Origin of the sequence: Ohtaekwangia koreensis (assembly GCF_900167975.1) — a bacterium.
Classification (GTDB): Bacteria; Bacteroidota; Bacteroidia; order Cytophagales; family Cyclobacteriaceae; genus Ohtaekwangia; species Ohtaekwangia koreensis.
Map to the genome: position 1 here is coordinate 757313 of NZ_FUZU01000004.1, position 13846 is coordinate 771158.

A 13846-nucleotide genomic window follows, 5' to 3' on the forward strand; every position below is an offset into this window, starting at 1 on the left:
TAGCCGTAAGCCAGTATAAGTGCCCGCAGCGCGTTAACATCAGGCCGATCCCCTTTTAAGCCTTAAGCTTTAGGGGTTCGGTGACTTCCTCTTTCAGTAAGCGCTGTATCTCTGGTTTGCAGCTTCCACAACCCATGCCGGCTCCGGAGGTTTGGCAAAGTACGGGTAACGAACGGCATCCTCCATCTATTAACTTCCGAAGGTTGCCTTCTCCTACCTGGTTACACGAACATACTAATTTACCAAGCATTGGTTCGGTCTTTTTACCAGAGCGTAGTAATTGCAATCTTCGTTCTGATAGTTCAATCTGACTTTCAATTAACGTTTTGAAATCTGCAAACTCAGATTTGTCTCCTACCAATACAGCGCCAACCAATTTATCATCCTTCACGATACATTTCTTATAGTATCGCATCGACTTGTCTATAAATAAAATTTCATCATACCCTTCGCTGTTCACAGGCGCTTCAGCAATGCCAATGGAACAAAGATCGAGGTTCGAGAATTTTAATATATTCATGGGCACAGAACCTTCATATGTACTTTGCACGTCTCCGTTCAGATATCGTGCAAGTACATCGGCCTGCTGTTCCGCTGCGGAAGTAATGCCGAGCAGTTTACCGCGATGTTCTGCAATTTCGCCCATCGCAAATATAGCGGGATCGTTACTTTGCATATAGTCGTTTACAACTATACCGCGCGCACTTTCAACACCTGCCTCCGTTGCAAACTCTATATTCGGACGCGTACCTACTGCATATACCACAGCATCTACCTTCAGTGTCTTTCCACTTTTCAGTGCGGCATCCAGCCTTCCCGTTGCATCGTTCGATTGTCCTACACCTTCCACCTGGTCATTGAGGTATACACGAATGTCCATTTCCTCCACGAACTCCAGTAACAGTTGCCCTGAAAGATTGTCCAGCTGACGCTCCATCAATCGTCCACTTAACTGGATGATCGATATATTCACATCCATCTCGCGAAGCGAAGCAGCAAGTTCAAGCCCCAGCAATCCACCACCGATAATTAGCACATGTCCCTGTGGCTTCAGGAATTTTTTAAGTTCATCAGCATCCTTTCGCATGCGCATCGTAAATACACCAGGCAAATGAACTGGTGCTTCCTTCGGTACAAAAGCGCGACTGCCAGTAGCGAGTATAAGTTTATCATACGTATGCTTCTTGCCATGTATATCTACCACAAATTGTTGTGTGCGGTTGATCATCACAATTTCATTCTCGCGATGAAGCGTAACGTTCAACTCTTCAAATTCACCAGCTTTAAATTTCTGCAGGCGCTCCCACGACAATGTTTCATTCACATATTCAGGTAACAACACGCGGTTGTAAAATGGATCTTTCTCTTTCGAGAATACATGCAGTTCATCACGCTGATTCAAGGCGCGGTAACTTTGTAAAAATCTATAGGCAGCAGCTCCCGCTCCCACTACAATTATTTTCTCTACCGCTTTTTCATACTTCCGTACTTCTACTGCTGCAAATTTAAAGTCGGGTTCCTTCGAAGTAGGATCAACCAGATTACTCGTGAGATTGTTAGCACGCGCGAGGTCATTCTGCAAAATTTTTCCCCAGTGCATTGGCAGGAATACAACGCCCTTCTTGATATCATCTGTAACTTTTGCACTTACACGAACGGAGCCTCGAAAATTATCGACCTCTACTATATCTCCGTCATTGATGTTGCGCAGCAAGGCATCATGCGGATGTATTTCTATGAACGGCCGGTCTATATGTTGCCGGAGTTTATTTACCTTACCCGTCTTGGTCATGGTATGCCATTGGTCGCGTATCCGTCCCGTTGTAAGAATCAACGGAAGATCGCTCGTTACCGGCTCTGATAAATTCTGCGGATTATCCAGCGCATGAAACTTTGCCTTGCGGGATGGTGTGAAGAACTGGTGATCACTAAAAAGTCTCGGTGTACCTTTATGACCACGTTGTGGCACTGGCCATTGGACTGTCCCCTCTTCTTTCAGGTGTTGATAAGTGAGTCCGCTAATGTCAAGATTTGTATTTTTTGTCAGGCGAGCATGCTCTTCAAATATATCTCCTGTAGATATATACTTAAAGCCATCAAAGCCCATCTGGTTGGCAAAGCGACAAAGAATTTCAACATCGGGAAGCGCTTCTCCGGGAGCATCCATTACTTTGTTCAGATAACTGATCCTTCGCTCAGAATTGGTCATCGTACCCTCTTTCTCAAAATGTCCCGCTGCAGGAAGTATAAGATCTGCAAATTCAAGAGTATCCGATTTCCGGGATATATCTTGCACCACAACGAAACGCGCCTTCTTCAACGCAGCCTCTACACGCCTGGCATCAGGCAAACTTACCAATGGATTTGTACAGATGATCCATATAGCTTTCAGTTCACCACGCTCCAGTGCTTCGATCATTTGTGTAGCCGTAAGCCCTGGTTTTTCGGAGAGAGAAGGAACGCCCCAAAATTCTGCAACTTCTTTACGATGCGCAGGATTTGCATACGAGCGATGTGCGGCAAGCATCGTGGCCAGTCCACCCACTTCTCTTCCACCCATCGCGTTCGGCTGTCCGGTTAATGAGAATGGACCAGAGCCTGGCTTACCGATATGTCCTGTGATCAGGTTTAAACTGATCAACGCTATATTCTTGTTAACGCCAATCACGCTTTGATTCAATCCCATCGCCCACAACGTAAGAAAGCCTTTCGATGCGGCTATATAGGACGCGGCTAACCGTATATCATTAACAGATACATCACAGTTCAACGCTGCTTCCTCTACGGTATACAGAAATACAGCATCGCGGTATTTTTCGAAATCTTCGGTGTGCTTGGTGATGAAATCATAATCTACTTCACCATTCTCAATCAATACCCTGGCAATGGCATTGTATAGATATATATCTGTACCAGGAGTGATCTGCAAATGCAGATCGGCCATGGCGCAGGTTTGTGTTCTTCGTGGATCTACTACAATGAGTTTTACATCAGGATTCGCTTGCTTGTGTGCTTCTATTCTCCTGAACAGAATCGGATGACACCATGCCGGATTTGCTCCGGCTATAAGAAAGCAATCTGCCAACTCAATGTCTTCGTAAGATACCGGAACAGAATCTTCCCCCAGTGTTTTTGCATAACCGGCAACAGCACTGCTCATGCACAAGCGTGAGTTCGTATCTATATTGTTTGTGCCGAGAAAACCTTTCACGAGTTTATTCGCGATATAGTACTCTTCTGTGAGACATTGACCTGAAACGTAAAAACCTACGGAGTCTGGTCCATAGGTTTGTGTGATGGATTTGAATACAGCCGCAGCTCGTTCCAACGCCTGGTCCCACGAGACACGTTGGTACGGATGACTCCTGCTATAGCGCATCTCCGGATATAGCAGTCGGTCACTCCGATCCTGCATGGCATAGTGAAGGTTCATTCCCTTCGAACAAAGCATTCCTTTATTCACCGGATGATCCTTATCACCTTCTACCGTAATGTTTCCTTTACGGTCCTTCTTCACTACCATGCCACATCCTACACCACAATAGGAACAGGTCGTTTTAAAACTTTCTTCAGGTCGTCTGGTCACAGTTGAAAACTTTTATACTATATATGATTGCGTAACTATACCACGCTCACCCCGCACATCAAGCCGCTTCTTGCTTTTTGAAGAAATCTTCTTCATCGATCTCTACTTTGTCCATGAGTAAACTCAACAGGCGTTCGCGGATGATTTTATACTCTTCTTGATTTACGATTTCCTTTTTATTACGTGGCCGTGGCAAATGAACTTCTTCAATCTCCCGAATGGTTGCCGCAGGTCCATTGTTCATCACGATGATCCGGTCTGAAAGAAATATAGCTTCTTCTATATCGTGCGTTACCATTACAATGGTTTTACTGCGTTGCGTCAGATTCCACATCTTCAACAATTCAATGTGCAGCGATCCTTTTGTTAAAGCATCCAAAGCACCGAAGGGTTCATCCAACAACAATACATCCGGATCAATAGCAAACGCACGGGCAATAGCGGTACGCTGCTTCATGCCGCCTGATATCTGCTTGGGATATTTCTCACGATGTTCCCACAGATTTACCATCTGTAAATATTTTTCAACCAAAGCGCGTTTTTCAAGTTTGCTTTTGGCAGGCAGTGCGGCATCTACCGCCTGGTATATATTTTCTTCTACATTAAGCCATGGAAGCAATGAATAATTCTGGAAGACAATGCCGCGATCCGGTCCAGGGCCTTGCACTTCTTTGTTATTCAAAAGGACTTTCCCTTTTGTGGGGAACACCATGCCGCTGATGGCATTGAGTATGGTCGATTTACCACAGCCCGAGTGTCCGATGATCGATACGATCTCACCCTTCGCGACTTCGAGGTTGATATCTTTTACGGCTACAAATTTTCCCTTGGGAGTGTTGAAGGCGATCTCTATATTTTGGATGGAAATCATTTTAGTATATTCAAGTGTGATGTATATATTTTAACCGTTAAGCATCGTATGTTACTTTCTTTTCGAGCCAGGAAAAACCTTTGTCAAGGATAAGACCTACTATACCGATGATGAGAATCGCAGAGATCACTTTTTCAAGACTTAGTGCATTCCAGCTGTCCCATACGAAGAAGCCTATACCGACTCCACCTGAAAGCATTTCACCTGCCACGATCACTAACCATGCTACCCCTATACTGAGGCGAAGTCCGGTAATGATGTGCGGAAAGCTATAGGGCAGTAAAACTTTTGTGAGGTATTTCCATCTGGAGAAGCCAAACGCTTTTGCTACGTTCTTGTGATCGTCCGGTAAAGAAGCAACACCAAATGCAGTATTAATCAGCGTTGGCCAAAGAGATGTTATAAAGATGATAAAAATCGTTGCTTTACTCGCAGACTCAAATGCAACCAACCCGATAGGAAACCATGCGAGTGGAGAAACTGGTTTTAATAACTGAACGATCGGGTAAAACATTTTCTTGCAAAAGTTACTCGCACCAATCAACAACCCGATCGGTATAGCAATCATCGCGCCCAGAAGAAATCCGGAGAATACGCGTACAATTGAACTTCCCAATTGTAACCCGATTCCTTTATCATTCGGGCCGTAGTCATAGAAAGGATCTTTCACCAATTCCCAAAAAACACTAAACGTTGCCACCGGTGTCGGCAATGCTTCTTTGGTGATCAGGCTGATGATATACCAGAAACCAACCAGTATACCAAAACCAAGTACGTTAAACAGTAAACCTTGTACCAGGGTAATAACCTTGCTCAGGATCATGCTTCCGGCCTCATTGCTTCCACTGAATAAATCCCGTGTGGTTGAAAGTGTTAATGCTATTGTCCTTTTCATTGAATTCGTATTGATATATAGAAGTATATAATCAGCGTTACGTTCATCTTTTCAGAAAAACGTAACGCTTCCTGTATTTTATTTTTTAGCAACCTTCAAGTACTCGTCTGGCTTGTTGGGATCAAACGTTACTTTATCAAGTGTCAGTGTGAACGGCTTCATATCATCGGTCGGTATCTTAATACCCATGCTTTTTGCAACTTCAATGTATAGATCCTGCATGATCAGTTTATCCGCTATAGCTTTATAGTCAGGGGCTGTCTGCAAATAATCGAAGCGAACAAATTGCGTCATGAACCAAATCGCGTGGGCTTTACGGGGAAGATTCGTTTCACCACCACGATGATATAGCATGTAGTCATCGGTATAGATCTGCGTGCCGAGATCGCAACCGAGGTTATAATCTCCCATCAATCTCGCCTCAATTACGTCAGCCGGTGCATTGATATATTGTGGTTTACCAATGATACCTGCTGCCTTCTTTCTGTTCGCACGATTGTCAAGCCACTTGCATGCTTCCAGAATTGCTTTCATCACATTCTTCAGATCCTCTCTTCTTGCTTCACTGAATTTCTTATTAACTACCAAAGCTTTTTCAGGATGATGTTTCCATATATCTTGTGTAGATATTTCTGTGAAGCCTATATTTTGTTTTGCTGCTAATCCGTTCCACGGCTCTCCTACACAATATCCATCCATATTACCAACCTTCATATTCGCTACCATTTGTGGTGGTGGAATTGTAATGATCTTGGAAGTCTTCTGACTTATACCAGCTGCTGCCAGCCAATAGCGTAACCAGATATCATGTGTACCTCCGGGAAACGTCATGGCAAATGTTACTTCCTTATCTTCTTTCAATTTGGCTGCCACTACAGGACCTGCCTTAGCCGTTTGTCTGAAGCCTACTTTACCACAAAACTCTTTTGATAATGTTATAGCCTGTCCGTTGTTATTGAGAACCATGGCTATCTTCATTTCAGAACCTTCCTTTCCTCCTACTCCGGTATATACCGAGAAGGGCATGCTGAACAGGCAGTGTGCGCCATCCAGTTCACCTGTTAAAATCTTATCGCGTACGTTGGCCCAGGAAGCTTCTTTTGTAACTTCTACTTTAACACCATACTTCTCAAACAATCCTAACTCTTTGGCCATTACAATAGGGGCGCAATCCGTAAGCGGTATAAAGCCTAATCGAATCACTTCACCCGTGCCAGTACCCGTACCGTTGTTAACCGGCATAGCCGATGTAAGCATGAGCAATGCCATAGGCACTAACAAAACAGTACAAATTCTTTTTATATAGGTTTTCATGGAGGATCGTATTTAGTTTTTGAAAGTGAATTCTGGTTTGATGGAAATCATCAGGTAAGCCCAGTCAGAGAAATCCGATGCACGGCCAACGTTCTTCACCTTCGCAGAAGCCATCGTAGCTGTTGAGAACATGGTTGAATAACCGCCTTCAATAGTTACAGCTTTCGTCATGGCGTAGTTGAATACAAAGTCGATTTCTGTACCGAGACTCTTCTTCATCGTAGTGCCATCATTATTGACAACGGCTGTTGGCAACACAAAACGGTGTCCATCAAGAGAAAGTGTGAAATTATCTTTCAATCTATATTTCGCTTTCAGATAATAATCAACCAGGCCATTCGCACCAAAACCATCGGCTACGTAGAAGTAATCCATATACCCCCAGAACTTATGTGGTGTTCCGTAAAGCGGATCAAAGCGCTGATATCTTTTTGTTGGATCGGATCCGTTGTTTCCTGAAGTTATATCTACACCAGGGCCAACGCTCAATTTTCTGCCTACTGCATATTGTGTTGATACCGATGCGAAGTATTCACTTAACGAAGTACCTTCCCTATATTTTCCACCCTGATAGAAGGCGCTGATTGCAAATCCTAACTTTCTTTTTGCTGTTCCGAATACATTACCACCAATTGTATAGCGGCTCCAGACACCGTGTTCATAGATCGGAGTTTTCTTCTCAGTATCCGTGGCAGCGAAATGAAATTTACTGAAGTCGTCTTTGAAAAAAAGCAGTGACGAGTTTCCGAAGAAATGTTTTCTGCCCAGGTATAGGAACTGCATGGATTTATACATCGCTCCCATACCATTGGTGCTGGCAGTATACCCGGTGGGTGTACCATTATATATAGTATTCGACTTACGTTCTGCATTTTGATTGTAGGCAACACCCAAGTGCGCTGTCCAACCGTTGTGATCGAACTTAACAAGTGCTGCATCATGTCTGCGTGCCTGTTGCAACCAATCGAGGTTTCCAAGAAGTCTTACATCATCATATACCAGTTCCTGACGTCCTACTTTTAACGTAAAATTTTTAATCACCTTTCCCGTGTCAACGAGACTGATCTCCGCCCACGCCTCGTGCAGCATAAGGCCATCATTTGCATCAGTTGTAATTCTGTTGATAGAAGAAGCATCCTGTCCCCATACGCGAACATCCTGTGCAGAAGCATATAGCTTAAAACGATAGCCAGAATAACCAAAGTTTAAACGCGTTCGTTGTGAAGTGAAAAGCGCACGGGCTGTGTCTTTAATTTGTAGTGTGCCCTGACCGTTGCGAAGCTCTGTGCGTGTTCGCAATTGACCGGATACAGTGAACTGCGCGAATGCGTGTTGCAGACCCATCGCGCAAAAAAGCGTAAGTAAAATTGGTAAGTAATTCTTCTTATACATAAATTTGATGGTTTAGTAGTAACTAAATGTGAGTCCCCTGGAAAGAATGTCGCAGTTCATAAAGGGGACTTTTCTATTTTCAGCAAGCGCCACCTGGTGGTACTTCTTTCATAATTTTATTCCTATTTATTTCTATTGTGGTATATATAGTATAGGGGTTAGGCAGCTTTTAATTCCTGTTCGGTTAGTATGGTAGTCTGGTCGTTTGCATGTTGTTTCTTCATCGCACCGGCTACAAGTGATATAACCGATACCACAGTAACGGCTACGCCAATGGTAAACAAGCTATCGCGATAGGATACTTCGTTTGATGTAAATAAAAATCCTGCGAGTACTGCCCCTACATTTCCCCCGGCACCTACTATACCCGACACGGCACCTATAGCTTTCTTATTGATAAAAGGAACTACAGAATACGTAGCTCCATTGGACATCTTGAGAAACAATGCAAACAACAACATGGTGACAATGGCCCACACCAATACATCCATAGTTGAGAAGAGCATAATGCCCAAGCCTTCAAACAACAGAAATATACTGAGGACAAGAATGCGTCCTTTCAATCCGAATTTCTTACCGGCTTTATCACCAAAAATTCCGCCGAGTGCACGGGCAAAAATGTTCATCATACCGAACGTACCCGCGATGATACCCGCTTCTTTTAATCCTAAATTAAAATTGTCTACAAAATATAGTGTAGCGATGTTATCGATGGTGATTTCAATGCCGAAGCAAGCGCCATAGGCAAGGAAGAGAATCCATACTCTATAATCTTTACAAGCCTTAAAAAAGCTTCCTTTCTCATCACCTTTTTTTGCTTTATACTCTGCATCTTTTTTTCGAAGGTCAGAAAGATTTCCTTCGGGTGTATCCTGTGTATAGAAATAGTATACAAAGCCCATGATAAACAATGCTACACCTGGAACAACCATGCTATAGCGCCATGCAGTTTCATCTATATATCCTATACCTACAAAGGCTGCGAAGATCAACGGCATAACCATCAGCGTTACGCCTCCTCCCATATTACCCCAGCCTGCAACCGTGGCGTTCGCAGTACCGACTACATTGGGAGCGAACATCACCGAAGTATGATATTGCGTAATGACGAAAGAAGCACCGATCACACCAATCGCCAGTCTGAATAACAGGAACGATTCATAACTATCCGCCAGCCCGATGAACATTACCGGTATAGATCCGAAAATCAGTAATACGGTATAGCAAATTCTTGGACCGATCTTATCGCAGAGCCAGCCAAAAATCAGACGTGCAAAAATGGTAATGGAAACCGATGCTATAATAATGTTGCCGACTTGTCCTTGCGTTAAGGCCAGGTCTTTTCGCACGATCGGCATAAGAGGAGCAATTCCAAACCATCCAAAAAAACAAAGGAAGAAAGTGATCCATGTAATATGGAACGCCCGCATGGATGGGGATTTGAAATCCAGAAGGTTGATTTTGGTGGCTTTGCCAGCTTGTGTGATCTGATCCATCATTTACGTATTTATTACGTATTAAACTTACGTATTTGAGTCAAATTTTACGTATTAATACGTAAAAATATTTCTGAAACGGATTGCTATACGTAAAAAATCGTTTGCATTGCTACGTGTTTTATCGTACTCTTTTCTATTTGCGGAAAGATGAGTTGGCTAAAAATGCCGACAGGAGGCCGCGAAACCACAGTTTCAGCACATTTACACACAGACCGATGCGGTTTATTACATAGAAATTGGATTTGATCTTATGGTTTTCCAGAGTAGTATAGCACCCCGTTTTAATTTTCATCTTCAATCATCATTACCGAATGAAAAGAGTACTACTATTAACTTCTTACTTTCTGATGACGTGTTCTGTTGCTTTTGCGCAGGAGACATCGCTATCGGGAAAAATTACAGATGCTGACGCACGGCCTTTGGCGGGTGCTACCGTCCATCTTCTCAACACAAATTTTGGCGCTGTTACAGATGCCAATGGAGAATTTACAATTGCCAACGTTCCCCTGGCGAAGTATATATTTGCCGTTTCGGCAGTGGGTTATGCCAGTATACAAGGAGAGATTACAACAAGTAAGGACGCACCACCGCTGGCTATTACCCTCACGGAATCTATAACGCAACTGGACGATGTAGTGGTAACAGCACAAAAGACAGAAGAGTCTCTTCAGAGAATACCGTTTAGTATCAGCGCCCTGTCTTCCAGAAAAGTAAATGAATATCGTCTGTGGAATATTAAAGATATAACTGCGATCGTTCCTAATTTATATTCTGCTAACCCCGGAGACAACCGGAACGTTACCTCCATCCGCGGAATAACTTCTACTTCGTATGATCCTGCGGTAGCTACCTATATAGATGGTGTAAATCAATTCAGCCTCGACACATATATAGCACAGCTTTTTGATGTAGAGCGCATCGAAATTCTGAGAGGTCCGCAAGGAACTTTATATGGGCGCAACGCTATGGCTGGTGTAATCAACATCATTACCAAAGAACCCGGAAATACAACGCGGGGTTTTGTTGAAGCAACGATTGGCAATTACGGTCAGCAACGTTATGGTTTTGGCGTACGTACACCTCTTATAAAAGACAAGCTGTTCTTTGGTGTTGCCGGTATGTATGATGCGAATGATGGCTTCTATGATAATGAATACACGAATTCAAACTTCGATAAGAAGCATAACATCACAGGCAATTACTACTTAAAATATCTAGCCACCTCCAAACTTTCTGTAACGCTTAACGCGAAGCATAGCATTAACCGGAATGATGGCGCGTTTCCGCTGGCAGGAAGTATGGAGGATGCGGTCAGTAATCCGTTCAAAGTAAATCAGAATGCTACTACTACTTTGGTAGATAATGTTTTTAACAGTTCACTGAACATCAACTACGCAGGCAATGCTATCAACTTCAATTCGTTAACAACGTATCAATCCAACTATCGCTACTATAAAGACCCGATTGACGGGGACTTCTCTCCAATTGATGGTGTTACCGTCATCAATAATTATGGTAAAGACTGGAACAACGTAAAAGTATTTACGCAAGAGTTTAAATTCTCTTCTCCGACCACTTCATCTTCTCCTTTGAAATGGACAGCCGGTGCTTATCTATTTCACCAGGATAACCCTGTGAAGCAAGCAACACACTTTGGGGACGATGCAGCCTATATAGATCCGAATGCAATGCCTGGTTCTGAAATTTTAAATACTTCTGATGGCAGCAGTGCTGGCGTTGCATTCTACGGTCAAGCTACATATACTTTATTTGAGAAGCTGGATTTTACAGCAGGCGTTCGTTACGACTACGAAAAGAAAAAGCAAAATGTACATGGAGAATTTTTTATGGAGGGGTCGAGTGAACCTGTCTTCGAAACACAGCAAGACACTTCAGCTTCAACGTCTTTTAACGCCTTCTCACCCAAAGTGAGCGTAGCGTATCATTTCACCAATAACAATACAGTATATATTACGGGCAGTCGTGGTTTTCGTGCAGGTGGTTTAACGCAGTTGTCTTCTGATCCTTCACAAGCTCCTCTATATGCGTACAAACCGGAATATAGTATCAATGCCGAAATCGGAATGAAGAACTCATTTCTGAATGACCGGTTACTGGTAAATTTTGCCGGTTACTATATTAAAGTAGACGATGCACAAGTGCCTACTTTGGTCTTGCCAGATGCCATCACTATAACGCGAAATGCAGGCGAGCTTACCAGCAAGGGAGTTGAACTGGAGATCTCCGCAATGCCTGTAAAGGGACTTCAATTTGATTACGCTTTAGGCGTGAATGATGCGACTTATAAAAAGTTAAGAGTTTCGCAGAATGGAACCGAAGTAAATCTGGATGGCAACCGCCAGATTTTTACGCCCAGACATACTTCTATGTTAGCCGCGCAATATAGCTATAGCTTCACAGGTTCACGCCTCACGTTGATAGCACGTGGCGAGTGGATGAATTTAGGAGATCAATATTTCGATCTTTATAACAACAATAAACAATCAGGCTATAGCGTGTTCAATGCCAAAGCAGGTGCAGCTTTCGGGAATTTTGAATTGATGTTCTGGGGACGTAACCTCGGAGACGAAGAGTATATTTCGTATGCGTACGATTTCGGGGCTGCGCATCTTGGCAATCCAAGAAACTATGGTGTAACCTTCCGCTGGAATTTTTAATACTGCCTTTAAACGAACGGAGTGTCGTACTTCATTATCTTGTACGATACTCCGTTTTAATATATATCTATGGAACCACTTCAACCTGCTTCACCTGATTCTGAAATCCTTCGCGGGTTGGTATCCATGAAAATGCCATTCGGCAAATACAAAGGAATTGTTCTCTGCGATTTACCAGTATCTTATCTGGAGTGGTTCGCCAAGAAGGGATTCCCTCCCGGGAAACTCGGCATGATGCTCGGCACTATATATGAGATCAAGCTGAACGGACTCATGTATCTCCTGCAACCGCTGCGAAAATAACAGCCCCCATGATCATCTATAGTATAGTCACCCGGCTACGCTGCCTTTCTTAATTCATTTTGTGATTTTCTGGTTACCTGAAGATGTATAAAATACATCATGGCTACCGTTAGCATCATGGTGCCTACTACCGTATAGCCAAGAATACTATAGTTCTCTAATTTACCGGATGCTGTTTGTACAACGATCAGGCCGGCTACAAATGTCGCGATGCCTCCGGAGATTTGCTGAATAGAAGAGTTGACGCCCATGAACGCACCACGATCGGCAGGCTCTGGTACCGCTGTCATTAGCGCTGATGAAGAGATCATACGGGAAGATACCCCCACAAACATAATCACACTCACAATTATAACGGCCCAAAATGGCGTGACTCCGAGGTTGCAATACACGACCACAATCGCTGCACTCAACATGGTACCCCAGAAGAACACGGTATATTTACCCACGGTATCGCTCAGCTTACCAATGATCGGGCCGCTGGCCATTGAAAAAATTCCGGTGATCATATATAGCATCGGAAGTTTATCCAATGGTATACCCAGGTTGTTTACACTAAATGCGCTGGCAAAGGGCATTAACATAAAGCCACCGGTAGCCAACAGTGTAGTTGCAGCGAATGCTTTCAGGTATGACTTATTCGAAACTGTTTTAGCCAAATGGACAATAGCGTTAGCTTGACTTTGAACTTGCAAGTGTGCATCGATCGGCTTCATATATAGTATAATCAAGATGCCGGTTACAATACTGACACCAACAATCAGCATAAAGGGCGAATGCCAATCCCATTTATTAGCCATATATAGTCCGAGGGGAATGCCCAATACCTGGCTGCTTGCAAAAGACATCTGGATAAATCCCATAACGCGGCCGCGCACTTCCATTCTGAAGAGATCGGTAATGATAGCAAAACTGATCGAGCTTATTACACCACCGAATACACCGGTTACTGTACGGGCAATCAAAAGAAAATTATAGTCTGTGGCTATACCGCAGAGAAACGTCCCAAATATAAATCCTGTATAGAAGAATAGTAAAAGTTTTTTCCTATCAAACCGATCTGCAAAACCAGCTGCCAGTAATCCGGAAGTGCCTGCGCTAAAGGCATACGCGGAAACTACCATACCAAATTGTGCAGGTGTAATTTTCAGTGTCGGCATCAGTATCGCTCCCAAGGGCGAGAGCACCATGAAGTCAAGAACGATCGTAAACTGCAGGATGGTGAGTATAGCAATTATAAAGATCTCGTATTTCGTGAATGTCTTTTTTTCCATGTTGAAAAATCAGTAGTAAATACCTCTATATAGT

9 protein-coding genes are annotated in these 13846 nt (G+C 43.4%); 2 read left to right on the forward strand and 7 right to left on the reverse strand.

From position 1 onward, the window contains the following. Positions 1–55 precede the first annotated feature (55 nt). The 6 genes from B5Y40_RS26450 to B5Y40_RS26475 form a co-directional block, all read right to left on the reverse strand. On the reverse strand, positions 56–3586 hold the full coding sequence (locus B5Y40_RS26450) for a nitrate reductase (protein WP_079689862.1): 3531 nt from the start codon (positions 3584–3586) through the stop codon (positions 56–58). A gap of 58 nt (positions 3587–3644) precedes the next feature. Next, on the reverse strand, positions 3645–4457 hold the full coding sequence (locus B5Y40_RS26455) for an ABC transporter ATP-binding protein (RefSeq protein ID WP_079689863.1): 813 nt from the start codon (positions 4455–4457) through the stop codon (positions 3645–3647). Between the two features lie 37 nt (positions 4458–4494). Continuing rightward, positions 4495–5352, reverse strand: a complete 858-nt coding sequence (gene ntrB / locus B5Y40_RS26460; RefSeq protein WP_079689864.1) for a nitrate ABC transporter permease — start codon at positions 5350–5352, stop codon at positions 4495–4497. Positions 5353–5430: 78 nt separating this feature from the next. Continuing rightward, positions 5431–6666: a CmpA/NrtA family ABC transporter substrate-binding protein gene (locus tag B5Y40_RS26465; RefSeq protein ID WP_245840812.1), complete on the reverse strand. Its 1236-nt coding sequence runs from the start codon at positions 6664–6666 to the stop codon at positions 5431–5433. Positions 6667–6678: 12 nt separating this feature from the next. Next, positions 6679–8058, reverse strand: coding sequence for an alginate export family protein (locus tag B5Y40_RS26470; RefSeq protein ID WP_079689866.1), 1380 nt, complete (start codon positions 8056–8058; stop codon positions 6679–6681). Positions 8059–8216: 158 nt separating this feature from the next. Next, a complete protein-coding gene (locus B5Y40_RS26475; RefSeq protein WP_185145747.1) occupies positions 8217–9557 on the reverse strand; it encodes a NarK family nitrate/nitrite MFS transporter in 1341 nt (446 codons plus the stop codon). Positions 9558–9868: 311 nt separating this feature from the next. Here B5Y40_RS26475 and B5Y40_RS26480 point away from each other — a divergent pair, with 311 nt between their 5' ends. Together B5Y40_RS26480 and B5Y40_RS26485 are read left to right on the forward strand one after the other, a co-directional pair. Next, a complete protein-coding gene (locus tag B5Y40_RS26480; protein WP_079689867.1) occupies positions 9869–12235 on the forward strand; it encodes a TonB-dependent receptor in 2367 nt (788 codons plus the stop codon). Positions 12236–12304: 69 nt separating this feature from the next. Beyond that, a complete protein-coding gene (locus B5Y40_RS26485) occupies positions 12305–12538 on the forward strand; it encodes a DUF3820 family protein (protein WP_079689868.1) in 234 nt (77 codons plus the stop codon). 35 nt (positions 12539–12573) lie between these two features. Here B5Y40_RS26485 and B5Y40_RS26490 read toward each other — a convergent pair whose 3' ends face one another. Continuing rightward, on the reverse strand, positions 12574–13812 hold the full coding sequence (locus B5Y40_RS26490) for an MFS transporter (RefSeq protein WP_079689869.1): 1239 nt from the start codon (positions 13810–13812) through the stop codon (positions 12574–12576). Between the last annotated feature and the right edge of the window lie 34 nt (positions 13813–13846).